Below are 25308 nucleotides of genomic sequence, written 5' to 3'. Positions count from 1 at the left end.
ACTGTTTAGCCGCGTCGGAGCTTTACCTTGCCGCGTTCTTCCGCTGTACGTTTCAGCCATTTTCTACCGTCATTGTTACTCCTGCTTGCGGGGCTTGCGGCCGCCTACGTCAAGGATCTCAACGTCTTCTTCACCTCGCTGTTCAACGTCCTGCCGACCCTGGTGCTGTTGCTCGGCGGTGCCTACTGCGCGGTGTATCGGCGCCAGCGTGAACTGTTCTTGATGGTCACGGTGTACATCGCCTATTTCCTGCTCGATACCCAGACCGACTATTACCGCGACAACGGCAAGGTGCGCGAGGATGCGGCTGTGGTGTTCCACTTGGTCTGCTTGCTGCTGCCGCTGCTGTTCGGCCTGTTCGCGGCCTGGCAGGAGCGTACCCATCTGTTCCAGGACATGGTGGCGCGCTTTGCCGTATTGCTCGCCTTTGGCAGTGTGGCGCTGGGGCTGGAGCAGAGTTATCCCCAGGCGCTGCTGGCCTGGCTGGCGGAAATCCGTTGGCCGGCTCTGCACGGCGCCTGGATGAGCCTGATCCAGTTGTCGTACCCGGTGTTTCTCGCGACCTTCCTGCTGCTGGCGGTCCAGTATTGGCGCAACCCGCGTCCATTGCATGCGGCGCAGTTGGTGGGGTTGCTGGGGCTGTTCTGGATGCTGCCCAAGACCTTCATTCTGCCGTTCACCCTGAACATCATGTGCAGCCAGGTGATGTTGATGATCGCCGCGGCCGTTGCCCACGAGGCATACCAGATGGCCTTCCGCGACGAGCTGACTGGCTTGCCGGGGCGCCGCGCCTTGAACGAGCGTATGCAGCGCCTGGGCCGCAACTATGTGCTGGCGATGAGCGATGTCGATCACTTCAAGAAATTCAACGACACCCACGGCCACGATGTGGGCGACCAGGTATTGCGCCTGGTGGCCAGCAAGCTGTCGAAAGTCAGCGGTGGCGGTCGTGCCTACCGTTATGGCGGCGAGGAGTTTGCGGTGGTGTTCGCCGGCAAGACCCTCGAGGAGTGCATGCCGCACCTGGAGGTCATTCGCGAGACCATCGCCAACTACAACATCCAGCTGCGCAATCAGGAGAATCGCCCCCAGGACGACCAGCAGGGGCGTCAGCGCCGGGGCGCGGCCGCGGCGTCCAGTGTGTCGGTGACCGTCAGCATCGGTGTCGCCGAGCGGCAGATGGAGCACCGATCACCCGAAGAGGTGCTCAAGTCCGCCGACCAGGCGCTGTACAACGCCAAGGGCGCAGGGCGCAACTGCGTCATGGCCTTCGGTCAGAACCGCCGTGGCGCGGTGCGCATGGACACCGCTGCGGGTTGAGTGATAACGGCGCATTCAGCGTCTGGACTGTGATTGGCAGGTCGGATGAGCGGCAGTAGGTTGGATCGATCTGCTGCCGGAGAAACGACCATGCCCGAGTACAAAGCTCCCCTGCGCGACATGCGCTTTTTGATCGACCACGTCTTTGACTTTCACACCAGCTACGCCGCCCTGGGGGCCAGCGATGCCAGCCCGGACATGGTGGCCGCGATCCTCGAAGAAGGGGCGAAGTTCTGTGAAAACGTGCTGGCGCCGCTGAACCGCTCCGGCGACGAAGAGGGCTGCCATTTCGACAATGGCGTGGTTACCACGCCAAAAGGCTTCAAGCAGGCTTTCGCCCAGTATGTCGAAGGTGGCTGGCACGGCCTGGCAGCGGACCCGAGCTACGGTGGCCAGGGCCTGCCGCATTCACTGGGGTTGGTGATCAGCGAGATGGTCGGCTCCAGCAACACCTCCTGGGGCATGTACCCAGGCCTGACTCACGGTGCCATGTCGGCGATTCATGCCCATGGCAGCGAAGAACAGAAGCGGACCTACCTGAGCAAGCTCACCGCCGGCCAGTGGACCGGCACCATGTGCCTGACCGAAGCCCATTGCGGCACCGACCTGGGCATCATCAAGACCCGCGCCGTGCCCCAGGCCGATGGCAGCTATGCGGTTTCCGGCAGCAAGATTTTCATCTCGGCCGGCGAGCACGACATGAGTGAAAACATCATCCACCTGGTCCTGGCCAAGCTGCCGGATGCGCCGGCGGGCACCAAGGGTATTTCGCTGTTCATCGTGCCCAAGTTCCTGCCCAACGCCGACGGCGAGGCGGGCGAGCGCAACGGTGTGAGTTGCGGCTCCATCGAACACAAGATGGGCATCAAGGCCTCGGCCACCTGCGTGCTGAACTTCGACGGTGCCAAGGGGTTCCTGATCGGTGAGGCCAACAAGGGCCTGAACTGCATGTTCACCATGATGAACCACGCGCGCCTCGGTACCGGGATGCAGGGGCTGTGCCTGGGCGAGGCGAGCTTCCAGGGCGCGGTCAAATACGCCAACGACCGCCTGCAGATGCGTTCCCTGACCGGGCCTAAGGCGCCGGACAAGGCCGCCGACCCGATCATTGTCCACCCCGATGTGCGGCGCATGCTGCTGACCATGAAAGCCTTCAACGAAGGCAATCGTGCCCTGGCCTATTTCACCGCGCAGTTGCTGGATGTGGCGCACTTGGCCGCCGATGAAACCCAGCGCCAGGATGCCGAGAACCTGTTGGCCCTCCTGACGCCGATCTGCAAGGCCTTCATGACTGAAACCGGGTTGGAGGTGACTAACCACGGCATGCAGGTGCTTGGCGGGCATGGCTTCATTCGCGAATGGGGGATGGAGCAACTGGTGCGCGACTGCCGCATCGCCCCGATCTATGAAGGCACCAATGGCATTCAGGCCCTGGATCTGCTGGGGCGCAAGGTGCTCGGCAGCCAGGGCAAGCTGCTGATGGGCTTCACCAAGATCGTCCACAGGTTCTGCACGGCCAATGCCGAGCAGCCACAGCTCAAGGGGCATGTGGCGCAGCTCAATGGGCTCAACCAGCAGTGGGGGGCGCTGACCACCAAGGTCGGGATGGTGGCGATGAAGAACCCCGACGAAGTCGGTGCCGCGGCGCTGGATTACCTGATGTACAGCGGTTACATCATCCTCGCCTACCTGTGGCTGCGCATGGCGTTGGTGGCCCAGGCCCGGCTGGATGCCGGCGAAGAGGATGTCGATTATTGCCAGGCCAAGCTGGCGACCTGCGAGTTCTACTTCAAGCGTCTGCTGCCGCGCACGGCGTCCCATCAGGCAGCGATCGAGGCAGGCAGTGATTGCCTGATGAAACTACCGGCGGAGCTGTTTGCGCTCTAGGTTTTCTTGTAATCGTCCATCGCGGGCAAACCCCTTCCTGCAGATTTTTGCGGGGAGGGGTTTGCCTGCGATTCGTTGTGACCAAGAATTACATAAAAGTCACGAGTTGACCCTATGTGTCTTAAATGTTGTTCGGGTACACTCGAGCTTTCGTAAATGGGGCCGTTCGGGTCCACTTGTTTAGATCTTGCGAGGTTTGCCATGGCTGACTACAAAGCGCCCTTGCGCGATATGCGCTTCGTCCTCAATGAAGTTTTCGAGGTCGCCAAACTCTGGGCCGAACTGCCTGCTCTGGCCGACACCGTCGACGCCGAAACCGTCGAAGCGATTCTTGAGGAAGCCGGCAAAGTCACCGGCAAAAGTATCGCCCCGCTGAGCCGCGCCGCCGACGAAGAGGGCTGTCACTGGAGCGACGGCGCGGTCACCACGCCTGCTGGTTTTCCACAGGCCTACCAGACTTATGCCGAAGGCGGCTGGGTTGGCGTCGGCGGCGATCCGACCTACGGCGGCATGGGCATGCCCAAGGCGGTATCGGCCCAGGTCGAGGAAATGGTCAACTCGGCCAGCCTGTCGTTCGGCCTGTACCCGATGCTGACCGCGGGTGCCTGCCTGTCGATCAACGCCCACGCCAGCGAAGAGTTGAAGGCGGCCTACCTGCCGAACATGTATGCGGGCGTCTGGGCCGGCTCCATGTGCCTCACCGAGCCGCATGCCGGTACCGACCTGGGCATCATCCGCACCAAGGCCGAACCGCAGGCCGATGGCTCCTACAAGATCAGCGGTACCAAGATCTTCATCACCGGCGGTGAGCACGACCTGACCGATAACATCATCCACCTGGTGCTGGCCAAACTGCCGGATGCGCCAGCGGGGCCGAAAGGCATTTCGCTGTTCCTGGTGCCGAAGTTCCTGGTCAACGCCGACGGCAGCCTGGGTGCGCGCAACCCGGCCAACTGCGGTTCGATCGAACACAAGATGGGTATCCAGGCTTCGGCTACCTGCGTGATGAACTTCGACGAAGCTGTCGGTTACATCGTCGGTGAGCCGAACAAGGGCCTGGCGGCCATGTTCACCATGATGAACTACGAGCGTCTGGGTGTCGGTATCCAGGGCCTGGCGTCGGGCGAGCGTTCCTATCAGAACGCCGTGGAATACGCCCGCGATCGCCTGCAAAGCCGCTCGCCGACCGGCCCGCAAGCCAAGGACAAGGTCGCCGACCCGATCATCGTGCACCCCGACGTGCGGCGCATGCTGCTGACCATGAAAGCCGCGAACGAAGGCGGCCGCGCGTTCTCCACCTATGTGGCGATGCAACTGGATACCGCCAAGTTCAGCGAAGACGCTGTGGTGCGTAAGCGCGCGGAAGATCTGGTGGCTCTGCTGACGCCGGTGGCCAAGGCTTTCCTCACTGATCTGGGGTTGGAAACCACGGTTCACGGCCAGCAGATTTTCGGCGGCCACGGCTACATCCGCGAATGGGGCCAGGAACAGCTGGTGCGCGATGTGCGTATTACCCAAATCTATGAAGGCACTAACGGCATCCAGGCGCTGGACCTGGTCGGGCGCAAGATCGTCGGTAGCGGCGGGGCGTTCTACAAGCTGTTCGCGGACGAGATTCGTCATTTCACCGCGACCGCCAGCGCCGATCTGGCCGAGTTCACCAAACCGTTGAATGAAGCACTGGATAACCTCGACGAACTGACTGCCTGGCTGCTGGATCGGGCCAAGAGCAACCCGAACGAGATCGGCGCGGCCTCGGTCGAATACCTGCAAGCATTCGGATACACGGCGTATGCCTATATGTGGGCATTGATGGCGAAAGCGGCTCTGGGCAAGGAGTCACAAGACGATTTCTACGCCAGCAAGCTGGGTACCGCGCGCTTCTACTTCGCCCGGCTGCTGCCGCGTATTCACTCGCTGAGCGCATCGGTGAAGGCGGGTAGCGAATCACTGTTCCTGCTGGATGCGGCGCAGTTCTGAGTATGTGCACCTCATGTAAGCTTTCTCTTACATGACGTGCTGCTAATCACCCATATCGGCAGATTGGATCCAGGGCTAATCTACTTCACATGGACGTCGCGCAGGAAGCGCAAAGCAATAACACGGACACGTAGGATTCCGCCAGGATGGTGGAGTGAAAAGGATGTCAGGGAAACAGTCTGCAAAGCCCCGCTTCGGCGGGGTTTTCTTTTGCCTGCGTTTTTTACCTGCGCTGATTCAGCCTAGCCCTTCCAGCGTCGCCGGGCCGCTCATTTCTTCTTCCAGCAAGGTTCGCAGCAACGCCAGGGTTGCCTGCTGACGCTGCACATCACGACATACCAGCCCCACTTTCAACGGCACCCTCGGTTCGCTCAGCGGTTTCCATAACAGGTCCGTATGGCTATGGGTCTGACGCGAGCGCCCAGGCAGGACCGTGGCCAGTCGGGTGTTGGGCAGGCTGTCGAGAATCCCCGCCATGTTGTTCAGTTCCGCCTGCACCTGCGGCCGGCGCCCGAGGTTGGCCAGTTGCGCCTGCCAGATCTGGCGTATCTGGAACTCCTCGCCCAGCAACAGCATGGGCAGCTCCGCGGCCTGGCTCATGGAGACCTTCTTGAATTCACGCAGGGGATGCTCGCTGGGGATCACCAGGGTCAACTCATCTTCGTAGAGTTGCACACCGTGCAGTCCCGGTTGGCGCGGGGGCAGATAACTGATGCCGATGTCCAATGAGCCATTGAGCAGGCGCCGTTCGATTTCCAGGCCGGTCAGTTCGTAGATCTGCACCACCAGATGCGGCTGGGCCTTGCGCACTCGCTCAAGCATCTGCGGCACCAGGCTGCTGTGCACGGTCTGCAGTACACCGATCGCCAGCGTGCGCAGGGCCTGGCCCTTGAAGTTGCCCAGGGCTTCGCGAGCCCGCTGCATGCCGTCGAGCAAGGGCAGGGCATGGTTGTACAGGGTATGGGCCGCCAGGGTTGGCAACAGGCGCTTGCTGCTGCGTTCGAACAGGCTGACGTCGAGGTTCTGTTCCAGTTGACGGATCTGTTGCGAGAGCGCGGGTTGGGAGATCGACAGGCGCTCGGCGGCGCGTCCTACGTGACCTTCTTCATACACCGCGACGAAATAACGCAGTTGTTTAAAATCCATAAGTTCTGCTTATCGAAAAAGCTGGAAAATCGAAATGGCCCGATATGCTGCAGAAGCCTAGTCTAACCCCTATTCACAGGGCTTAAAGGGCCAGAAGGCGCGATGAATACCGTTTACGTGGATGGTGTTTACATAGGCAAGGCAAAAAACCTCGGGCAGGGTTTGATCAGTGATACGGACAAACAGCCGGTTGCAAACCGACTCTGGCTATGGCCGCAGGGCCTGGGCAGCGACGAACACGGCGACCCACGGTTTCATACCGGCCCGGAGCGGGCGCTGCACCATTATCCCGCCGAGCACTACCGCTACTGGCGCAAGCGTTATCCACAGATTGACTGGTGCGCCCCGGCCTTTGGCGAAAACCTGTCTACCCACGGCCTGACCGAAGAGCAGGTCTGCCTGGGCGATATGTTTCGCTGGGGCGGCGCGCTGCTGCAGGTCAGCCAGCCACGCTCGCCCTGTTATCGCCTGAGCCACCGCTGGGGCATCCCCGACCTGCCGCAACAGGCACAGGACAATGGTCGCTGCGGCTGGTTCTACCGGGTGCTCAAACCCGGCTTCGTCAGTGCCGATCAGCCCTTCGAGCTGATCCAGCGCAGTTATCCGGGGCTGACCGTGGCCTGGGCCCTGCGCTGTTTTTATCGAGAACCGCTGGAGCATGCGGGCTTGAAGAAACTGGTGGACTGTCCGGCACTGGCGTCGCGTTGGCGCGACATCGCGATCAAGCGCATGCGCACCGGCCTGGTCGAGGATTGGTCCTCGCGCCTGCTGGGCCTGCCGCTGGAGGGGTTGAGCGCATGAACCTGTTCAGTCTGCGTCGCCCCCAGCCAAGCCTCGATGATCTGGCGGCCGAGCCTTGCCTGTCGCCGATGAGCGACAACCTTTCCAGTGAGTGCCTGATGCCCAGTGTCCAGCGACCCCATCCAGTATTTGTCCGTGGCCAGGGCTCATGGCTGTGGGATAGCGATGACCGCGCCTATCTCGACTTCGTCCAGGGCAATGCGGCCAACAGCCTTGGCCATAGCCCCTCGGCGCTGGTCAAGGCGCTGACGGCCCAGGCCCAGTCGTTGATCAACCCCGGCTCGGGCTTTTACAACCGTGGCATGCTCAACCTCAGCGAACGCTTGTGCCGCAGTACCGGCAGCGACCAGGCCTACCTGTTGAACAGTGGCAGTGAAGCCTGCGAGGCGGCGATCAAGCTGGCCCGCAAGTGGGGCCAGCTGCATCGTGGCGGTGCCTCGAAGATCATCACCGCCAGCGGCAGCTGTCACGGTCGCAGTTTCGCGGCGATGTCGGCGTCGGCAAGCCCGAACATCGCCAATCGCTTCGAGCCACAGCTGGCGGGTTTCAGCCATGTTCCCTTCAACGACCTGCCGGCGTTGCATGCTGCGGTGGACGCGCAGACCGTGGCGATTATGCTTGAGCCGATCCAGGGCGAGGCCGGGGTAATTCCGGCGACCGAGCATTACCTCAAGGGGGTCGAGCGGCTGTGTCGCGAGCTGGGCATCCTGCTGATCCTGGACGAAGTACAGACCGGCATCGGCCGCTGCGGCACCTTGCTGGCCGAACAGGTCTACGGCGTGCGCGCCGACATCGTTGCCCTGGGCAAAGGTCTTGGCGGCGGCGTGCCCTTGGCGGCCTTGCTGGCGCGTGGCAAGGCCTGCTGCTTCGAGGTGGGGGAGCTGAATGGCACCCATCACGGCAATGCCCTGATGACCGCGGCGGGCATGGCGGTGCTCGATAGCGTGCTGGACAACAGCTTTCTCGAGCATGTGCGGGACAACGGCCAGTACTTGCGCGAAGGGCTGGCCCGCCTGGCTAACCGTTATGCCCAGGGAGAATTACGCGGGCAGGGCTTGTTCTGGGGCCTGAGCCTGGCCGACGACTCGGCCGAGGCCGTGGTCAAGGCGGCTCGCTACGAAGGTCTGCTGCTGGCCGCGACGCAGTCGGACTGCCTGCGGTTCACCCCGGCGCTGACGGTGAGCAAGGCGAATATCGACGAAATGCTGCTGCGCCTGGCGCGGGCCTTTTCGCGAGTACGCACTGCGCAGTTGCAATGCCGCAAGGGGCTGGTGGTTTAAAGCCAGCCCTGATCCCGCCATACCCGATCTTGTCCTGACAGAATTCCTGAACCGTCTCGCGGTATAACGCATCGCCCCGTGTCCGATTTTTCGCACGGGGCGTTTTTTTGTCTCGGGCTTTTGCAAAACCGCTAGCAAGTCTTGAAGGCCATCATCCAGAGAGGGTTCCTTAGGCTCATCCGCCAGGACGGTGGGCTGCATAGGTGAAAGACCGCCGGGCAGCTTGGGTTGAACCTATATACCACTGAGTGGTATATTTTTGGGAAAGGAAGCCATGACCATCAGGTTGTTCAAAACCAAAGGTTTTGCTGTCGCGGCGAAAAAGGCCTTGATTCATGACAATGAGCTGTTGGCCGCATTCAGCGAGTTATGCCGCGGCCAGGCTGATGACCTCGGTGCTGGGGTCTGGAAGAAGCGCCTGAATGCCAACCGCCATCGTTCGATTGTCCTGGCCAGGGGCCGACGCTACTGGGTGTTCCAGTTCCTGTTCGCCAAGCAGGACCAGAGCAATATCAGCCACCAGGAGCTGCAGGCGTTCCGCGCGCTGGCCAAGGCTTACGAAGGGCTGGATGGCTGGCAGATCCAGCAGCTACTCGAGATGAAAGCGTTTGTGGAGATCAGACATGAGCAAGCCATTCAAGACTGAAGCCCTTGAATCGATACACGAGTCGGCCAGTGCCCTGCACGCCATCGGCGCCATTGGCAAAACCACCATGCGCCAGTTCGATGAGGCCTGTATCGCGCCAGTGCCGGCGAGCATTCCCGCGGAGCAGATCAAGCTGCTGCGCGAGCGTAGCAATGTCAGTCAGCCGGTCTTTGCTCGCTACCTGAACACCAGCGCGTCCACGGTGAAACAGTGGGAGTCCGGCGAGAAACACCCGAGCGGCATGGCGCTCAAACTGTTGAGCATCGTGCAGAAACATGGCCTGGAAATACTGGCATAAGCCGGTACTGAAACACCGGCCCGCCTGAGGATAAAAACTGGCGCTTGGCCAGAATCGACTGAACCCATGCCCAATGTCACGGGTCGATTAGCGGTGAGGCTCGTACGAGTCGATTTCTATCAGGAGCTGCTCCATGGACTTTATCCGCATCATCATCGCCATTCTGTTGCCGCCATTGGGAGTGTTCCTGCAAGTGGGGTTCGGCGGTGCGTTCTGGCTGAATATCCTGCTGACCCTGTGCGGTTACATCCCGGGCATCGTGCATGCGGTGTACATCATCGCCAAGCGCTGAGCCTGACGCCTGCTCCCGCACAGGAGCAGGCTTGTTCCCCTTGGGCGCCGATTACTGCGGTGTGCCCGTCAATTCCATTACCCGTCGATAAAACAGCCATTCCTGTTCCAGGGCGTGGGCCTGATTGGCGGCCTTGCGAAAGCCATGGCGTTCATCCGGGTAATAGTGCGCTTCGGCCGCAATACCGTTGTCCTGCAAGGCCTTGAGCATATCCCGGGTCTGTTGGGGCACCACCACGGCGTCGAGTTCGCCCTGGAAGAAAATCACCGGTACGCGGATATTGCCGGCATGCAACAGCGGGGTGCGGGCCTTGTAGCGCTCGGCATCCTGTTCGGGGTCGCCGATCAGCCAGTCCAGGTAGTCGCTTTCGAACTTGTGGGTGGCTCGCCCCAGGGCGACCGGGTCGCTGACGCCATACAGGCTGGCGCCGGCACGGAACACATCGGCGAAGGCCAGGGCGCAAAGGGTGGTGTAGCCGCCGGCACTGCCACCGCGGATGAACGCCCGGTCGCCATCGATCAAGCCTTGTCGGGCCAGATAGGCGACCACCGCACAGGCATCCTGCACATCCACCTCGCCCCAACTCAGGTGCAGGGCTTGCCGGTACTCGCGGCCATATCCGCTGCTGCCGCGGTAGTTCAGGTCGGCCACGGCGAAGCCCCGTTGCGCCCAGTACTGGATACGCGGGTCGAGTATCGGGTAACAGGCCGAGGTCGGGCCGCCGTGGATGAACACCACCAGCGGCGGTCGGTCGTCATCGCTCATGGCCGGGTAGAAAAAGCCGTGGGCCTCGCCCTGGCCGCTGGGGTAGCACAGGGTTTGCGGACGGCTGATCTGCTCGGGCGGCAGCGGCGCCACGCCGCCTGCCAGGACTGTGACCCGTTGCGACTGACGATCGATGGCGATCACCGCGGACGGGCTGACAGCTGAAGCCGCGATGCAATAGATAAACCGCTCATCCAGCGCCAGGTGCCGGAAGCGGCTGTAGTCGCTGCTGCAGTCCTGTTGTGAGCCCTCGGCCAGGCGCAGCCCCAAGAGGCCAAAACCGTCTTGCGTCCAGGTGCCCAGCCAGCTGTCGCCACCCAGCGGCAGCCAGGTGCAGCCGCCCAATTGCCAGGGCGCAGAGGCGTGATCGGCGGCGGCGCAGGGCAGCGCCTGCAGGCCGCTTGGCGTTTCACCCCAGGGTTGCCAGAAGCCGGCGCGGTCGGTCAGGCAATACAGGCGGCCGGTTTCATCGAAGCGTGGTTGTTGCAGCGACTCTTCTGCACCCTCGCCAGCCAGGCACTGTGGGTCATCCCAACGGCCATTGGCCAGGCGCGCGGCAACCATCAGGCGGGTCGAGGTCCAGGGCTGGTACGGCCGATCCCATTCGATCCAGGCCAGGCGCTGACCGCCCGGGCTCAAGGTGGGAGCGGCGTAGAAGTCCGCCCCTTCGGCCAGAAGTTGGCGTTCGCCGTTACCCGGGTCGATGGCCACCAGGCGATGCTGATGGTTGTGTTCTTCCACCGCCAGCACCTGGCCGGCGGCGAACTGCAGGTCGCCATAACGGCACTCGCCGGAGGTCAGGGCTACCGGCGTTTCACCTTGCAGCGACTGTCGGTAGAGCTGCTGATCCGCTTCGTTGACGAACACCAGCCCGTCATCGCTCAGGCAAAAGGCGCCGCCGCCGTATTCGTAGACCCGGCTGCGCACGCTGAAACCTTGCGGCGTCAGGCAGCGGGCCCGGTTGTCGCGCCAGTGCCAGATCCGGCAGGCGGCATCTTCGGGGCGGTATTCGTTCCAGAACAGGCCGTTGGCGCCGAGCCGCAGCTCGGCGAAATCGATGCCGGCGGCGACGGCTTGGACGGCGCTGAAGGATTCAGCCTTTGGCGATGAGGCGCGAGTTTCGTTCATTACGGAAGGCCAGTTGCTCGATGGTCTGGGTGGCGTGCTCGGCTTCTTCGCGGGCCTTGAGGATCACGCCGTGATGGGGCGACTTGCTGCACACCGGGTCGGCGTTGCTGGCATCGCCCGTGAGCATGAAGGCCTGGCAGCGGCAGCCGCCGAAGTCCTTTTCCTTTTCATCGCAGGAGCGGCACGGCTCGGGCATCCAGTCGTAGCCGCGGAAGCGGTTGAAGCCGAAGGAGTCGTACCAGATGTGTTGCATGCTGTGGTCGCGCACATTGGGGAACTGCACGGGCATCTGCCGGGCGCCGTGGCAGGGCAGGGCGGTGCCGTCCGGGGTGACCGTGAGGAAGATGCTGCCCCAGCCGTTCATGCAGGCTTTCGGGCGTTCCTCGTAATAATCCGGGGTGACGAAAATCAGTTTGCACGGATGCCCTTCGGCCTCCAGCCTGGCGCGGTATTCGTTGGTGATGCGTTCGGCGCGTACCAGTTGTTCCTTGGTCGGCAACAGGCCGACGCGGTTGAGCTGGGCCCAGCCGTAGAACTGGCAGGTGGCGAGCTCGACGAAGTCGGCTTCCAGGGCGATGCACAGCTCGATGATGCGGTCGATCCGGTCGATGTTGTGCCGATGGGTGACGAAATTCAGCACCATCGGGTAGCCGTGGGCTTTCACCGCCCGGGCCATTTCCAGCTTCTGGGCGAAGGCTTTTTTCGAGCCGGCCAGCAGGTTGTTCACCTGTTCGTCGCTGGCCTGGAAACTGATCTGGATATGATCGAGCCCGGCCTTCTTGAAGTCGCTGATCTTCTGCTCGGTCAGGCCGATGCCCGAGGTGATCAGGTTGGTGTAGAACCCCAGCTTGCGCGCCTCGCCGATCAGTTCGGCGAGGTCCTGGCGCACCAGTGGTTCGCCACCGGAAAAGCCCAGCTGTGCGGCGCCCATTTCCCGGGCTTCGCGAAATACCTTGAGCCACTGCTCGGTGCTCAGTTCCTTGCCCTGCTCGGCGAAATCCAGCGGGTTGGAGCAATACGGGCATTGCAGCGGGCAGCGGTACGTCAGCTCGGCCAGCAGCCACAGCGGCAGGCCGACTTCCGGCTTGGGCGGTATCGGCGCTGGCGAGTCAGCCAAGTTCGATCCAGTGCTGTGCACGGGCGACCTCCATGAATTGCTCGATGTCGTCACCGAGTTCGGGCACGTCGGGGAACTGGATTTCCAGTGCCTGGATGATCGCCGCGACATCCCGTTCGCCGTCGATCAACCCGCCGATCAGTGCGGCGCTCTCGTTGAGCTTGATCATGCCTTCAGGGTAGAGCAGTACATGGCCCTTCTGCGCCGGTTCGTACTGGAAGCGGTAGCCAGGGCGCCAGGTCGGGGTCTTGCTGCGATCGAAGCTCATAGGGTGATTCCTTTATGCCAGACCCGTTGTGCCGTGACGCTGTGGTACGGCGGGCGATTGAGTTCGTAGGCCATGCTCATGGCGTCGAGCATGCTCCAAAGGATGTCCAGTTTGAACTGGAGAATTTCCAGCATGCGCTCCTGGCCGGCGCGGGTGGTGTAGTGCTGCAGGGTGATCGCCAGGCCGTGCTCGACATCGCGCCGCGCCTGGCCCAGGCGCGTGCGGAAGTATTCATAGCCGGCCGGGTCGATCCACGGGTAATGCTGGGGCCAGCTGTCGAGACGCGACTGGTGGATCTGCGGCGCGAACAGCTCGGTCAGCGAGCTGCTGGCGGCCTCCTGCCAGCTGGCGCGGCGGGCGAAGTTGACGTAGGCGTCGACGGCGAAACGCACGCCCGGCAGCACCAGCTCTTGCGAGCGCAGTTGGTCCGGGTCGAGACCGACCGCTTGCCCCAGGCGCAACCAGGCCTCGATGCCACCGTCTTCGCCGGGGGCGCCGTCGTGGTCCAGCAGGCGCTGGATCCACTCGCGACGAATTTCCCGGTCCGGGCAGTTGGCGAGGATCGCCGCGTCCTTGAGCGGGATATTCACCTGGTAGTAGAAGCGGTTGGCGACCCAGCCCTGGATCTGCTCGCGGGTCGCCCGGCCTTGGTACATCGCCACATGGTACGGATGGTGGATGTGGTAATAGGCACCCTTGGCCCGCAGGGCCTGCTCGAATTCGGCGGGGGACATTGCTGTGTCAGTCATTGCGGTTCTCCGGGGAACAACCGTAGATGTGTGTTGCCTGGTTGAGGCTTGTCGCGGGCAAACCGTGCTCCTGTAGACAGCGCTATCTACAGGAGCGCAGCCGGCCCGCGAAAAATCCTGTGGTTACAGCTCGATACTCATGCCGTCGTAAGCCACTTCAACGTTACGCCGCGCCAGCTCCGCGCGTTCGGCGGAATCCTCGTCGAGGATCGGGTTGGTGTTGTTGATGTGGATAAGAATCTTGCGCTGCTCCGGCAACTGCTCCAGCACTTGCAGCATGCCGCCGGGGCCGTTCTGCGCCAGGTGGCCCATTTCCCGCCCGGTCCGGGTGCCGACGCCGCGGCGCTGCATCTCGTCGTCTTCCCACAGGGTGCCGTCCACCAGCAGGCAGTCGCTGCCGCTCATGATGTCCAGCAGCGCTGCGTCGACCTTGCCCAGGCCGGGGGCGTAGAACAATTTGCCGCCGGTGCGCAGGTCCTCGACGATCAGGCCGATGTTATCGCCCGGGTGCGGGTCGAAGCGATGGGGCGAATAGGGCGGCGCGGCGCTGCGCAATGGCAGCGGGCTGAAACGCAGGTTGGGGCAAGCCGGGATGGTGAAGCTCTGGTCGAGTTCGATGCGGTTCCAGTTCAGCCCGCCGTTCCAGTGGGTGAGCATGGTGAACAGCGGGAAACCGCTGCTGAGGTCTTCATGGACCATGTCGGTGCACCAGACCTGATGCGGGCAGCCTTCGCGCAGGCTGAGCAGGCCGGTGGTGTGGTCGATCTGGCTGTCCATCAGGATGATCGCGCTGATCCCGGTGTCGCGCAGGGCGCGCCCCGGTTGCATCGGGGCGAAGCTCTGGAGCTGGGCGCGGATGTCCGGCGAAGCGTTGCACAGGACCCAGTTCACGCCGTCATCGGAAATGGCGATGGACGATTGGGTGCGAGCCTTTGCCCGCAGGCTACCGTCGCGAAAGCCCGCGCAGTTCGCGCAGTTGCAGTTCCACTGCGGAAAACCGCCACCGGCGGCGGAACCTAGAATCTGGACAAGCATGGCCGCTCCATCAGGTTAAAGCTGAAAATAAAAACGCCCCGGCGAGCCGGGGCGTTGCACTGCGCGAGCAATCAACGGCTGGCGAAGTACATGGTGACTTCAAAGCCGATACGCAGGTCGGTGTAAGCAGGTTTGGACCAGGACATAGAGGTGCTCCTTCAGGTGGGTGGGACAGTTGAGATCTATACATATAGTCCACCTCCAACCGGAGATGTTCAGATGCTTAGGGGGCTATCTTACTAAATTCCCCCTGGGGAATGACCGCATTTGTTGAAGAAAGCTCGTTGCAGCCAGGGTAATGATCATCTTCCCGCTTGCCAGGGTTCGCCCGGACAGGCACCGCTGGCCAGGCAGCGCCAGCCGCCTTGCGCCTGCTGCAATTGTTCGGCCGCGAGCAACAGCTGTGGCCGGGTCGCCGCCATTATCTCCTGTTGCAGTTGCTCCAGGTAATCCGACGGATGGCCGGCCAGTCGGCCCTGCCAGAGCAGCTCGGCCAGTTGCGCCACGGGCAATGCACGGGCATCGAACTGGGCGGCGAGGTTAGTCTTGAGGTCGTCCAGGGAGGCGTCATCCAGTGCCTCGATCGACTCGGGCAACCGCGCCAGGAACGCCTGGATATGCTCGAGGATCTCGCTCAGCGAAGCGCTGGGCGATTGCACGCCGAACAGCAGGCCGGTCTGGCCGTTGATCTGCCGCATGCCGCTGAACACCGCATAGCCCAGTTGCAACTCGACCCGCAGGCGCTGATAGAACGGCATCTGGCCAAGTTGCCCCAGCAGCCGCCAGCTGGCTTCCTGCTGAAGGGTGCTGCCCGGTGTCGGGCAGAACAGCAGCAGGGCCTGCTCGCCGGAGCCGGTTGCGAGCTCATGCCAGTGCTGCTGCCCGGCTATCGAGGGCGGTGGTGGAAGCTGGCTGTCGGCGTTCCCGGGGGCTTTGCCCAATGCCGCGCCGATCGCGCTTTGGGCATGGCCCAGGCCGATGGCCAGGCCGTCCCAGCGGGCGCTCTCCCACAGCGTTTGCCAGCCTTGCTCATCCAGTGGATGCGGCACCTGGGAGGCGGGTATGTCCAGGCAGCGCTCGGGCAGCTCCTGGAGCAATTGGCGGATTGGTAACAGCGGCGTAGGAGCCGCCGGGGGCATTTGCCAGAACGCCGCGCCGGGTTGGTTCAGTTCCAGCAGAGCCTGCTGGAGCATGGCCGGCATCGGCTCGGGAAGCCCTTTCAGCGTCAACAGGCACTGGTTGCCCGAGACGCCAAAGGATAATTCGACGCCCGCCTGAAGCCCGTCGTCCCGCAGGTTGCGCAGGTGGTTTTGCAAGCGGCTGCATAGCTCCAGCGGCAACACCTCTTGCAGGCGCCAGCGCAAGTACAGGGCGGCCTCGCCAGCGTCGTCGGCGATGGCTTGGCTGAAGGTCATCGCCGATGACTCGCGACGCTGCCGCAAGCGGTCCTGGGCAAAAGTCCGCAAGCCACGGTGGGCGCTGGTTTGCCCGCGGATCAGGCCGGCCCGGGCGGCTGGCGCCGAGCTGCGCAGGAATGGATTGGGCGCAGGCAGCTGCCAGTGGATAGCGCTGCTGGCGGCCCGCAGGGGTTGAAGTTGCGACAGCAAGACCTTGAGGGCCGTGACGCCGTGGTCGGAGAGTTGCGGTTCCAGCTGTTCGTTGTTCAGTCTTGCCAACGCCAGTGCGCTGGCGACCTGGCGTTTGCGCTGTTGCAGCAGGGCGTATTCGTCGCGCAATGCTGGCCAGTCGTCCTGGCTGCTGAAAAAGGCCAGCCATTCGAAGAACAACTCACTCACCTGCTCCGGCTGTTGGGCGCCTTGCTCGGTCAAGTCGAACTGGATATGCAGCAGCGCCTGACCGGCGAACTGATACAGCGGCGTAGCCTTCAGCCCCTCGACCCGCTTGCGTTCCTTGAGCGTGGCCAGCAGCCCGCCGGGTTTGCCGGAGGCCAGCCAGGTGCAGAGAAAATCCAGCGCTTCGCGGGCGGCCGTGGGCAGTTGCTCGCAGGCGAACAGCAGGTTCAGGTGGTTCCCTTCAAGCTGTTGATAATGTTGCTGCGCAGATGCCAGCAAGGGCACAGGGGCGTCTTGCAGTTGAGCTTTACCGGCAGCGAGGGCGTTGCTGAAACCCTGCGCCAAGACTTTCAGCTCCTCCAGCGACTGTGGGCCGGCCAGGCTCAGGGACATTTGCCCACTGTGGTAGTGAGCCTGATAGAAGGCTCGCAGCGCCTGTTGAAACGCCGGGCGCGGCACATTGAGGCTGTAACGATTGCCCGCATGGAACGCCCGTAGCGGGTGTTCCGCCGACAGCCCGTCGAGCAAGGCAAACTGCCGTTGTGCCGCGGCATCCCGCGACCAGGCGATGAACTCCGCATGCAGCACCTCGCGCTCGCGCAACTGGTCCTCCTGGCTCATGCGCGGGTGGGCGAGCATGTCGGCCAGGCGCTCCAGCCCGGCGGCGAAATCCGCGGGGGGCAGTTCGAAGAAAAAATCGGTGTGGCGCTCGCCGGTGCTGGCGTTCACCTGGCCGCCGTGGCGTTGCACATAGGCCATCAGGCCCTGTTCCGCGGGAAAACGCTCGGTGCCGAGAAACAGCAGATGTTCGAGAAAGTGCGCCAGCCCGGGCCAGGCCAGCGGTACATCGTGACTGCCGGCCGAGACCCGCAGGGCCGCCGCGCAACGCTTCAATCGAGGGACATGGTGCAGTGAAACCCGCAGGCCGTTGGCCAGGGTTTCCTGATGAGGCAGAGGGTGGTTCAGCGCGGGCATGAGCACTTCCAGAACAGTGAAGCGCCCATGCTAGCGGATAACCCCAGATCAGCGCTTGTTCAGGTCGTCGTAAAGCTCCGGGCGCCGGTCATGGAAATAACGGTTGGCGGCGCGCGAGTCGAGCATCAACTGGCGGTCCAGCGTGCCGGTTATCAGGGCTTCATCCAGCCCGGCGAGGGCAATCCGCTGGCCGTCGGGAGCGGCGATGCTGCTCTGGCCGCAGTAGTGGATCTCGTCTTCGTGGCCGCAGTAGTTGGCGTAGGCCACATAACATTGGTTTTCGAAGGCGCGCGAACGCACGGTGACATCGGCGATAAAGTCGTAGGGCAGCATGTTGGCGGTGGGCACCAGGATCAGCTCGGCCCCGGCCAGCGCCAGGCGCCTGGCGTTCTCCGGGAACTCGATGTCATAGCAGATGAGGAAACCGAGCTTCCAGCCATTGAGTTCCACCAGGGGGAAATCGTCCGGACCGGCGCTGAACATCGAGCGGTCGAGATCGCCGAACAGGTGGGTCTTGCGGTAGTTGCACAGGCGCTGGCCGTTGCTGTCGATCAGCTGCACGGCGTTGTAGATCTGGCCGTCGTCGGCGCGCTCCGGGTAGCCATACAGAATTGCGATGCCCGCCGACTGGGCGACATTGGCGATGTATTGCGCCGACGGGCCATCCTGGGCTTCGGCCAGGGCACCCACCGCCTCTACACCGATGTTGTAGCCGCTGAGGAACATTTCCGGCAGCACCAGCAGGTCGGCGTCGGAGGCTTCCACGGCGACTTTCTGCAGGCGTTGCAGGTTGCCGGCGACATCCAGCGGTTGTGGGGCACATTGATAAAGCGCGACACGCATGGTGATGACTCCTCTGTGCGCTGGACTGTCACGGTAGCCGTTGCCGCAGGCTGCTCGATCGCAGCCCGCGGCAGCGGCTACAGGTTCAGTCGGCCAGGGCGATCGGGCCGATTTCGTGGAACACGTCGCCCGGGCCCGGGTTCTCGGCGTGGGTCTGCCCGCCGAAGTGCTTCATGATGCCCCAGACCGCATTGAGCGAGGTCTGTACCGCGCCCTCGACCCAGGCCGGGGTCCAGGACACGTCGTCGCCGGCGATGAAGATACCGCGCTGTTCGGCGGGCAGGTCGTCCTGCATGAAGTGCGCGTACATGCGCTGGTTGTAGCGGTAGTGGCCGGGCAGCGCACCCTTGAACGCGCCGAGGAAGTGCGGGTCGGCTTCCCATGACACGGTGATCGGGTCGCCGATGATGCGCCCGGCGATATCGACTTTCGGGTAGATCTTCTTCAGTGCGTCGAGGGCCAGCTTGACCCGTTTTTCCACCGGGTGCGGCAGCATCTTCAGGGCGTCGCTCATCCACGAATAGGACAGGCAGATGACCCCCGGCTTATCGTCGCCGTTGTCGAACAGGTACGTGCCGCGGGTCAGGCGGTCGGTGAGGGTCATGCTCATCAGGTCGCGACCGGTTTGCGGATCCTTGTCCTTCCAGAACGGCCGGTCGACCATGACGAAGGTCTTCGACGACTGCATGTAGCGGGTGCGGTCCAGGGCCATCCACATCTTCTGCGAGAACAGCGATTCTTCGCATTCGATCTGGGTGGTCAGCAGCCAGCTCTGGCAGGTGGTCAGCACCGCCGCGTATTCGCGGGTATCGCCCCAGTTGTCGGTGACACTGAAGCGGCCATCGGCGGCCCGGGCGATACGTTTCACCCCGGGACGCGGCGCACCATGGTGCAGCGAACTGAGGCTGGTGCCTTGCGGCCAGTGGGCGCAGCGCTCCGGCACATGACGCCAGATGCCCAGTGGCACCTGTTCCACGCCGCCGACCACCAGGTGTTGGTGATCGTCGCAGTTGGTCATCACCACGCGGAAGATTTCCAGCATCGAGTTGGGGAAGTCCGAATCCCAGCCGCCGGTACCGAAACCGACCTGGCCGAACACTTCGCGGTGATGGAACGACAGTTTGGCGAAGGCTTTCGAGGTGGCGACGAAGTCATAGAAGGTGCGGTCGTCCCACAGCGGTACCAGGGTGTTCCACAGTTCCTTGAGGCGCGGCACGTCGCGCTCGCGAATGGCCTGCTGGATTTCGCTGAAGCGCGAACCGTCTTCCAGGGCATCGGCCCAGGCGTCGGCCACTTCCTGGAACAGCGCCGGCAGGTCGGCGAGCTTCTGCGCGTAGTGAGTCTGGCCTTCGAGGTCGATCACGGTACTGCCGGAAGCCGGCGTCAGCGGGTTGGGAAAGGGCTTGGTCTCCAGCCCCAGCTTGTCGACATAGTGATAGAAGGCCGTGGAGGACACCGGAAAGCGCATGCCGCCCAGCTCCGCGATGATCCCTTCGGCGCCTTCGAACGCCTGGGAGCGCAGTCGGCCGCCCATTTTCGAGGCTTCATACACCACGGGCTTGAGGCCCAGTTTCATCAGCTCGTAGGCCGCTACCAGCCCGGCGATACCGGCGCCGACAATCGCCACTTCGGCGCCATGGTTGGCTTCGGGGATACTGCCCAGGCCGGCCGGGTGTTCGATCCAGTCGTCGAAGGCGAACGGGAAGTCCGGGCCGAAAATGGTGATGGGTTTCTTACCGTCTGCAGGATGGCGATTGTTCTTGTTCATGGCTGACCTTGCTGGCGACTCGAGCAGAGCGCTGAGTATAGGAAAAGATGGCAGCCATTCTAGGGAGCGTTGCGCACGTTAATAAGACGCAAAGTGTCGTCGTTTTGAATGATTGATGATCAATATGACGATAGGGCTTTGCAGACTGACGAATTGCGCATGTCGCAGCGAGAACAGGCCCTTCAGACGGGGTGCCCACGGTCGATCTTGCTGCTGAGGATGATCGAGGTGGTGGTCTTTTCCACACCGTCGACGCTGCCGATCTGGTCGAGCAATTGGTCGAGCTGTTCCGGCGAGTCGGTGCGCAGCCAGGCGACATAGTCAAATTCGCCACTCACGGCGCAGAGCTGCTGGACCTGGGCCATGGCGCTCAGGCGCCGCAGTACCTCCTTGCCGGAGCGCGGCTGGACCTTGATCCCTACGTAAGCCTGCAAGCCGCCATCGATGACCCGCTGACCCAGGCGCACGCCATAACCGGTAATCACCCGCGCCTTTTCCAGCCGCGCCAGGCGCGAGGTCACGGTGGTGCGGGCGACTCCCAGCTGCCGGGCGAGCATGGCCACGCTTTCGCGGGCATTGATCTGCAGGGCCGCGATCAGTTGGCGGTCGATTTCGTCGAGGACGGGAGGGCGGCTGTCAGACAAGGTGAACTCCGGCGCGGGCAACGGTGGCCGAGCATGTTACAGGCTTGCTGGGGGCGATGCTCGTGACATGGCGTACTGGCTGCGGGCTGTGCTGTGACGGCTAGGCTCAAGGGCACACCTGAGATTTTTTGCCACGGATTAACTGCGACAAGTTGTCATAAGTAACCGGTTAGTACATTCTCTCGCCACGCAAAGAATGGGAGAAATTTCCGATATGAATAATTCTGGGGCTGCCACCGGCAGCAAATGGCTGCTGGGGGCGCTGGGTGTGCTGATCGCATTGATCGGCCTGGGGCTGGCTGGCGGCGGCGGGTACCTGGTCAGCCTGGGCGGCAGCTGGTTCTTCCTGCTGATGGGCCTGGCGATGATCGTTTCCGGGCTGCTGATCGCCCGGCGTAATCCGCGCGGCGCCTGGCTGTACGGGGGGGCGCTGGTCCTGACGGCGATCTGGGCGGTCTGGGATGCCGGGCTGGAGTACTGGCCGCTGGTTTCGCGAGTACTGACCTTCGCCGTTATCGGCCTGGTGGTGGCGCTGGTCTATCCAACCCTGGTACGGGCTTCGGGTGCGACCGCCGGCCGTGGCGCTTATGGCCTGGCAGGTGTGTTGGGCATTGGTGTCGTGGCGACCCTGGCCTACATGTTCGTGCCGACCCATGTGGTCAAGGCCAGCAGCGAGCCGGCAATCAAGCCCGTGGCTCCAGGTACCGAGCAGAAGGATTGGGCCCATTGGGGCAACACCACCGCCGGCAATCGTTTTGCCGCGCTGGACCAGATCAACAAGGGCAACATCGACCAGTTGCAGGTGGCCTGGACTTTCCGTACCGGCGATATTCCGCAAAGCACCGGCGCGGGCGCCGAAGACCAGAACACGCCGCTGCAGATTGGTGACACGGTCTATACCTGCACCGCCTACGGCAAGGTATTCGCCCTGGACGCCGACACTGGCGCCGAACGCTGGAAGTTCGATCCGCAAGGTTCGGCGCCTAACTGGCAGCGTTGCCGCGGCCTGGGTTACTTCGATGCCTCCGCCGAGCCTGCCGCCGAGGCCGCAGTCGCTCCGGCCGCCTGCACCAAGCGTTTGTTCCTGCCGACCGGCGATGCGCGCCTGATCGCGATCAACGCAGAAACCGGCAAGCCGTGCGAAGACTTCGGCGACAAGGGCACGGTCGACCTGAAAACCGACATGGGCGAGGTGAAGCCTGGTTACTACCAGCAGACCTCGACTCCGCTGGTGGCCGGCAACGTAGTCATCGTCGGTGGCCGGGTAGCGGACAACTATTCCATCGGCGAGCCACCGGGTGTGGTCCGCGCCTTCGACGTGCGCAGCGGCGAGCTGATGTGGGCCTGGGATCCGGGCAACCCGACTACCACCAAGCGTCCACCGGCAGGCGAGACCTACACCCGCGGTACACCGAACGTCTGGTCGGCCATGTCCTATGACGCCAAGCTCGGTCTGGTTTATCTGCCGACTGGCAACGCCACGCCAGACTTTTTCGCCGGTCAACGCACGGAGTTCGACGACAAGTGGAGTTCGTCCATCGTCGCTCTGAATGTGAAGACTGGTCAGGTGCGCTGGCACTTCCAGACCACTCATCACGACTTGTGGGACTTCGACCTGCCGGCGCAGCCGCTGCTGTACGACGTGCCGGACGACAAGGGCGGGGTACAACCGGCGCTGGCGCAGGTCACCAAGCAGGGTGAGATCTTCCTGCTCAACCGCGAAACCGGCGTGCCTATCGCCCGGGTGGAAGAGCGTCCGGTGCCGCAGGGCAATATGCCGGGCGAACGCTATTCGCCAACCCAGCCTTTCTCGGTGGAGATGCCGTCGATCGGCAATCAGACCCTCACCGAGTCGGACATGTGGGGCGCCACGCCGTTCGACCAGTTGATGTGCCGCATCCAGTTCAAGGGCATGCGCCATGAAGGCGTCTATACCCCGCCGGGCATGGATCACGCCTTGCAGTTCCCAGGCTCCCTGGGTGGCATGAACTGGGGCAGCGTGTCGGTAGACCCGAACAGCAACTATATGTTCGTCAACGACATGCGCCTGGGCCTGGCCAACTACATGATCCCGCGGGCGAAGATCGCGGCCGGGGCCAGCGGTATCGAAATGGGCGTAGTACCCCAGGACGGCACGCCGTTTGGGGCCATGCGCCAGCGTTTCCTCTCGCCTGCCGGTATTCCATGCCAGAAGCCACCGTTCGGCACCATGTCGGCCATCGACCTGAAAACCAGGAAGCTGGTGTGGCAGGTGCCGGTCGGTACCGTACAGGACACCGGTCCCCTGGGTATTCGCATGCACATGCCAATCCCGATCGGCATGCCGACCCTGGGTGCATCCCTGGCGACCCAATCCGGCCTGTTGTTCTTCGCCGGCACCCAGGACTTCTACCTGCGCGCCTTCGATACCGGCAACGGCAACGAAATCTGGAAAGCCCGCCTGCCGGTGGGCAGCCAATCGGGGCCCATGACTTACGTTTCGCCTAAGACCGGCAGGCAGTACATCCTGCTGACCGCTGGCGGTGCGCGTCAGTCGCCGGACCGTGGGGACTATGTGATCGCTTATGCGTTGCCCGAATAACGGCTGATCCTGCCCTACAGAAAAACCGCGCCTGGCGCGGTTTTTTTGTGGCGGATTCAACCCCTTGGTTCACCTGCAAAAACTCAGCGATGAATCACTTTGCCGAGTTCGTCGAGGCTGACGTGGGGAATGATCGAAGCAGGAATGATCGATGTGGGAGACAGGTTGTACACCGAGAAGTCCTTGCCCATGACCTTGTCCGACATCAGCTTCAAGGACGGCAGGATCCGTGATTGCAGGTGCTGGTCCAGGCCGCAGGGCGACTTGAAGGTGTCTGGCGTTTCATAAAAGCGCCCCTGGGCAGGACGCAGGTCGACGCCCACCAGGATCACCGTATCGAAGCCGGCGTGATAGGCCAGTTGCAGCGTCAGATAAGCCACTGTGCGGGCGTCGAAGAAACCCAGTTCGAGATTCTTGCTGAAGCCGATGGTCCGGCTCCTGTTGCCCCAGAGCAGAGGAGGGCGAACCAGGTCGCGGTTGCTCCTGAGCAACCGCTCCTTCCAGGTCTGTCGTGGCGCTTTCTTCAGCAGAAACAGCTCGCCGCGAGGCTGGATCGGAATCGTCCGGGCATGTTCTTCCCAGAGCGCCACACGCTGACTGGTAGCCATAGCCTGGGCGAAGAGTTCGGGTTGCTGGAGGGAGAAGCTAGTGTCGGTGCAGGCATAAAAAAAAGGCTGTATGCCGGTCCCGTGGAACATTGAGATGGCCCCGTTCATGGTGATCATCGGGATGTTGGAAAAGGCTTCGATGGGGAAGTCCTTTGCCGAACTACCGGATGCAATAATGAAAACAGGGCCTTGCTGAATATTCCGGCAACGTGCGAACCCCGTTACCCGGCCAGGCGAAGGCGCCGTAGATACTACTTCCATGTGCTGTGTCCGAATCATCAGGCCACTCTGATTATTAGGGGGTGGCTTAGGTGGTGCATCACACGGGGAAAGGACAGGCTCTCCCCCACTGATAGAAAGGCAGTCTAGGACCAAACGTCGGCCATGCGCGACTTCCGCTCGGTTATGACCGTGGCGGTTTTTAATAGTTGTGCGCTAGGGCTGATTTCTTGGAAGAAATGATCGGCTGCTTTGCCGGCCTGGCGGCCGAATCGAGGGATCTGCAGCGCCGTGAATACGCAAAAGCCGCGCAATGCGCGGCTTTCAAGATGGTGGGCCCACACGGACTCGAACCGTGGACCAAAGGATTATGAGTTGCTGGGCGACGCAGTAAGCTCAGTAAAAACAAGCGTAATCTTCCGAAAGTACAGGAAGTATAAAGTTGTTCATAATCAGTAGGTTACCGTAATATTTCTATGCGTATGAGATATCAGTGATGTACCGCTAGCGTACTGATTTGTCCTCCCCAAGCACATAGGGTGAGATCAGATGGGCAGAAGGTATTTTCCGCCAGTATCTGCTTGCAGGCTTCGAAGGTAAGCCAGAAACGCCTCGTTCACTGTCTCCAATGGATTTGCTACTGCACGTCCAAACGAGATGCTAATAGCTATATCGACATCTGGTCGAGCCCGCACCTTATCGGACACAAGCTGGAAGTCTACGTGTTTCAACACTAGGTACATGGCTTCTTCGAAGCAGATTAATTGAGCCCAGAGGGCGTCTACCAAGGGCATTCCATCAACCTTGGCGAGGGCTATATACGCCCGCTTATCCCCGCTTATCCCCGCTTAGGAGCTCTGCCTCGTTGTCATGTAGGGCGGCGAATAAGACAGCCTCTCCGCTTTGGCTAGGCAAGCCATTAATATCATAGCGCCACACCCGACTTACGCGGTCTCTTACGTCAACTTTCAGTAAATTGCCCCGGTAAAAACCCGGTGGTTTGCCTATCCTGCATTAGCCCACGTACCCACGTGATTCTTCGTCATGACGAAGGATCTGAGCCCTTCCGAACTGAAATACAATGACATGGCACCGCGCGGCGGTGGAGGCGATGGAGAACCGAGCAATGCCACGTGTCTCGCAAAGCAGTGCCAAGAACGCAGCG

General features: G+C 62.4%; 21 protein-coding genes. 9 read left to right on the top strand and 12 right to left on the bottom strand.

From position 1 onward, the window contains the following. The first annotated feature begins 27 nt into the window (after positions 1 to 27). The 3 genes from IF690_RS27275 (at position 28) to IF690_RS27265 (ending at position 5187) form a co-directional block, all read left to right on the top strand. Complete coding sequence (locus IF690_RS27275; RefSeq protein WP_202698148.1) at positions 28 to 1320, top strand: GGDEF domain-containing protein; 1293 nt, start codon at positions 28 to 30, stop codon at positions 1318 to 1320. 90 nt (positions 1321 to 1410) lie between these two features. Further along, entirely contained in the window at positions 1411 to 3207 is a 1797-nt protein-coding gene (locus IF690_RS27270; RefSeq protein ID WP_202698147.1) for an acyl-CoA dehydrogenase C-terminal domain-containing protein, read from the top strand. A 201-nt stretch (positions 3208 to 3408) separates the two neighbouring features. Next, positions 3409 to 5187, top strand: a complete 1779-nt coding sequence (locus tag IF690_RS27265; RefSeq protein ID WP_202698146.1) for an acyl-CoA dehydrogenase C-terminal domain-containing protein — start codon at positions 3409 to 3411, stop codon at positions 5185 to 5187. Between the two features lie 237 nt (positions 5188 to 5424). Here the strand turns inward: IF690_RS27265 and IF690_RS27260 are convergent, their stop codons facing one another. Further along, the gene (locus IF690_RS27260) at positions 5425 to 6333 is read right to left on the bottom strand and encodes a LysR family transcriptional regulator (protein ID WP_023969155.1); all 909 of its coding nucleotides are present in this window, start codon (positions 6331 to 6333) and stop codon (positions 5425 to 5427) included. Between the two features lie 102 nt (positions 6334 to 6435). Between IF690_RS27260 and IF690_RS27255 the strand changes: the two genes are divergently transcribed. The 5 genes from IF690_RS27255 to IF690_RS27235 all read left to right on the top strand — a co-directional run bounded on the left by IF690_RS27255 (position 6436) and on the right by IF690_RS27235 (position 9650). Beyond that, on the top strand, positions 6436 to 7134 hold the full coding sequence (locus IF690_RS27255; protein ID WP_202698145.1) for an MOSC domain-containing protein: 699 nt from the start codon (positions 6436 to 6438) through the stop codon (positions 7132 to 7134). Continuing rightward, entirely contained in the window at positions 7131 to 8414 is a 1284-nt protein-coding gene (locus IF690_RS27250) for an aspartate aminotransferase family protein (RefSeq protein WP_202698144.1), read from the top strand. The genes IF690_RS27255 and IF690_RS27250 overlap by 4 nt, the downstream gene beginning before the upstream one ends. 274 nt (positions 8415 to 8688) lie before the next feature. After that, positions 8689 to 9060 carry a type II toxin-antitoxin system RelE/ParE family toxin gene (locus IF690_RS27245; protein ID WP_202698143.1) on the top strand — a complete coding sequence of 124 codons (372 nt, stop codon included), beginning with the start codon at positions 8689 to 8691 and terminating at the stop codon, positions 9058 to 9060. Next, a complete protein-coding gene (locus IF690_RS27240; protein WP_016704074.1) occupies positions 9038 to 9358 on the top strand; it encodes a helix-turn-helix domain-containing protein in 321 nt (106 codons plus the stop codon). The genes IF690_RS27245 and IF690_RS27240 overlap by 23 nt, the downstream gene beginning before the upstream one ends. A 133-nt stretch (positions 9359 to 9491) precedes the next feature. Then, positions 9492 to 9650, top strand: a complete 159-nt coding sequence (locus IF690_RS27235; RefSeq protein WP_003228885.1) for a YqaE/Pmp3 family membrane protein — start codon at positions 9492 to 9494, stop codon at positions 9648 to 9650. 51 nt (positions 9651 to 9701) lie between these two features. Here the strand turns inward: IF690_RS27235 and IF690_RS27230 are convergent, their stop codons facing one another. The 10 genes from IF690_RS27230 to IF690_RS27185 all read right to left on the bottom strand — a co-directional run bounded on the left by IF690_RS27230 (position 9702) and on the right by IF690_RS27185 (position 20735). Beyond that, positions 9702 to 11543: a S9 family peptidase gene (locus tag IF690_RS27230; protein WP_202698142.1), complete on the bottom strand. Its 1842-nt coding sequence runs from the start codon at positions 11541 to 11543 to the stop codon at positions 9702 to 9704. Beyond that, positions 11509 to 12681, bottom strand: coding sequence for a pyrroloquinoline quinone biosynthesis protein PqqE (gene pqqE / locus IF690_RS27225; RefSeq protein WP_009051182.1), 1173 nt, complete (start codon positions 12679 to 12681; stop codon positions 11509 to 11511). The genes IF690_RS27230 and pqqE overlap by 35 nt, the downstream gene beginning before the upstream one ends. After that, complete coding sequence (pqqD, locus tag IF690_RS27220; protein WP_124322579.1) at positions 12653 to 12928, bottom strand: pyrroloquinoline quinone biosynthesis peptide chaperone PqqD; 276 nt, start codon at positions 12926 to 12928, stop codon at positions 12653 to 12655. Before pqqD ends, pqqE begins: the two co-directional genes overlap by 29 nt. Then, positions 12925 to 13677, bottom strand: a complete 753-nt coding sequence (pqqC, locus tag IF690_RS27215) for a pyrroloquinoline-quinone synthase PqqC (RefSeq protein ID WP_009051180.1) — start codon at positions 13675 to 13677, stop codon at positions 12925 to 12927. Before pqqC ends, pqqD begins: the two co-directional genes overlap by 4 nt. 123 nt (positions 13678 to 13800) lie before the next feature. Further along, positions 13801 to 14712: a pyrroloquinoline quinone biosynthesis protein PqqB gene (gene pqqB / locus IF690_RS27210; protein WP_202698141.1), complete on the bottom strand. Its 912-nt coding sequence runs from the start codon at positions 14710 to 14712 to the stop codon at positions 13801 to 13803. 71 nt (positions 14713 to 14783) lie between these two features. After that, entirely contained in the window at positions 14784 to 14858 is a 75-nt protein-coding gene (gene pqqA / locus IF690_RS27205; RefSeq protein WP_009045898.1) for a pyrroloquinoline quinone precursor peptide PqqA, read from the bottom strand. 156 nt (positions 14859 to 15014) lie between these two features. Next, the gene (gene pqqF, locus IF690_RS27200; RefSeq protein ID WP_202698140.1) at positions 15015 to 17480 is read right to left on the bottom strand and encodes a pyrroloquinoline quinone biosynthesis protein PqqF; all 2466 of its coding nucleotides are present in this window, start codon (positions 17478 to 17480) and stop codon (positions 15015 to 15017) included. A 48-nt stretch (positions 17481 to 17528) separates the two neighbouring features. Continuing rightward, complete coding sequence (locus IF690_RS27195) at positions 17529 to 18323, bottom strand: carbon-nitrogen hydrolase family protein (RefSeq protein ID WP_202698139.1); 795 nt, start codon at positions 18321 to 18323, stop codon at positions 17529 to 17531. An 85-nt stretch (positions 18324 to 18408) separates the two neighbouring features. Further along, positions 18409 to 20091 carry a flavin monoamine oxidase family protein gene (locus tag IF690_RS27190; protein ID WP_202698138.1) on the bottom strand — a complete coding sequence of 561 codons (1683 nt, stop codon included), beginning with the start codon at positions 20089 to 20091 and terminating at the stop codon, positions 18409 to 18411. Between the two features lie 182 nt (positions 20092 to 20273). Continuing rightward, positions 20274 to 20735 carry an Lrp/AsnC family transcriptional regulator gene (locus IF690_RS27185; protein WP_202698137.1) on the bottom strand — a complete coding sequence of 154 codons (462 nt, stop codon included), beginning with the start codon at positions 20733 to 20735 and terminating at the stop codon, positions 20274 to 20276. A gap of 214 nt (positions 20736 to 20949) precedes the next feature. Between IF690_RS27185 and IF690_RS27180 the strand changes: the two genes are divergently transcribed. Then, the gene (locus tag IF690_RS27180) at positions 20950 to 23316 is read left to right on the top strand and encodes a glucose/quinate/shikimate family membrane-bound PQQ-dependent dehydrogenase (protein WP_202698136.1); all 2367 of its coding nucleotides are present in this window, start codon (positions 20950 to 20952) and stop codon (positions 23314 to 23316) included. A gap of 83 nt (positions 23317 to 23399) precedes the next feature. On the opposite strand, the gene IF690_RS27175 is transcribed toward IF690_RS27180, so the two are convergent. Beyond that, positions 23400 to 24203 carry a WaaZ-like lipopolysaccharide core biosynthesis protein gene (locus IF690_RS27175; RefSeq protein ID WP_202698135.1) on the bottom strand — a complete coding sequence of 268 codons (804 nt, stop codon included), beginning with the start codon at positions 24201 to 24203 and terminating at the stop codon, positions 23400 to 23402. Between the last annotated feature and the right edge of the window lie 1105 nt (positions 24204 to 25308).

Source organism: Pseudomonas sp. SK3(2021), assembly GCF_016772375.1.
GTDB classification, from domain to species: domain Bacteria; phylum Pseudomonadota; class Gammaproteobacteria; order Pseudomonadales; family Pseudomonadaceae; genus Aquipseudomonas; species Aquipseudomonas chlororaphis_I.
This window is presented reverse-complemented; position numbering and strand designations above follow the sequence as displayed.

Coding starts and splice junctions, on each gene's coding strand:
- IF690_RS27270 (WP_202698147.1), top strand. CDS start 1,411: ATGCCCGAGTACAAAGCTCCCCTGCGCGACATGCGCTTTTTGATCGAC.
- IF690_RS27265 (WP_202698146.1), top strand. CDS start 3,409: ATGGCTGACTACAAAGCGCCCTTGCGCGATATGCGCTTCGTCCTCAAT.
- IF690_RS27260 (WP_023969155.1), bottom strand. CDS start 6,333: ATGGATTTTAAACAACTGCGTTATTTCGTCGCGGTGTATGAAGAAGGT.
- IF690_RS27255 (WP_202698145.1), top strand. CDS start 6,436: ATGAATACCGTTTACGTGGATGGTGTTTACATAGGCAAGGCAAAAAAC.
- IF690_RS27250 (WP_202698144.1), top strand. CDS start 7,131: ATGAACCTGTTCAGTCTGCGTCGCCCCCAGCCAAGCCTCGATGATCTG.
- IF690_RS27245 (WP_202698143.1), top strand. CDS start 8,689: ATGACCATCAGGTTGTTCAAAACCAAAGGTTTTGCTGTCGCGGCGAAA.
- IF690_RS27240 (WP_016704074.1), top strand. CDS start 9,038: ATGAGCAAGCCATTCAAGACTGAAGCCCTTGAATCGATACACGAGTCG.
- IF690_RS27235 (WP_003228885.1), top strand. CDS start 9,492: ATGGACTTTATCCGCATCATCATCGCCATTCTGTTGCCGCCATTGGGA.
- IF690_RS27230 (WP_202698142.1), bottom strand. CDS start 11,543: ATGAACGAAACTCGCGCCTCATCGCCAAAGGCTGAATCCTTCAGCGCC.
- pqqD (WP_124322579.1), bottom strand. CDS start 12,928: ATGAGCTTCGATCGCAGCAAGACCCCGACCTGGCGCCCTGGCTACCGC.
- pqqC (WP_009051180.1), bottom strand. CDS start 13,677: ATGACTGACACAGCAATGTCCCCCGCCGAATTCGAGCAGGCCCTGCGG.
- pqqB (WP_202698141.1), bottom strand. CDS start 14,712: ATGCTTGTCCAGATTCTAGGTTCCGCCGCCGGTGGCGGTTTTCCGCAG.
- pqqF (WP_202698140.1), bottom strand. CDS start 17,480: ATGCCCGCGCTGAACCACCCTCTGCCTCATCAGGAAACCCTGGCCAAC.
- IF690_RS27195 (WP_202698139.1), bottom strand. CDS start 18,323: ATGCGTGTCGCGCTTTATCAATGTGCCCCACAACCGCTGGATGTCGCC.
- IF690_RS27190 (WP_202698138.1), bottom strand. CDS start 20,091: ATGAACAAGAACAATCGCCATCCTGCAGACGGTAAGAAACCCATCACC.
- IF690_RS27180 (WP_202698136.1), top strand. CDS start 20,950: ATGAATAATTCTGGGGCTGCCACCGGCAGCAAATGGCTGCTGGGGGCG.
- IF690_RS27175 (WP_202698135.1), bottom strand. CDS start 24,203: ATGATTCGGACACAGCACATGGAAGTAGTATCTACGGCGCCTTCGCCT.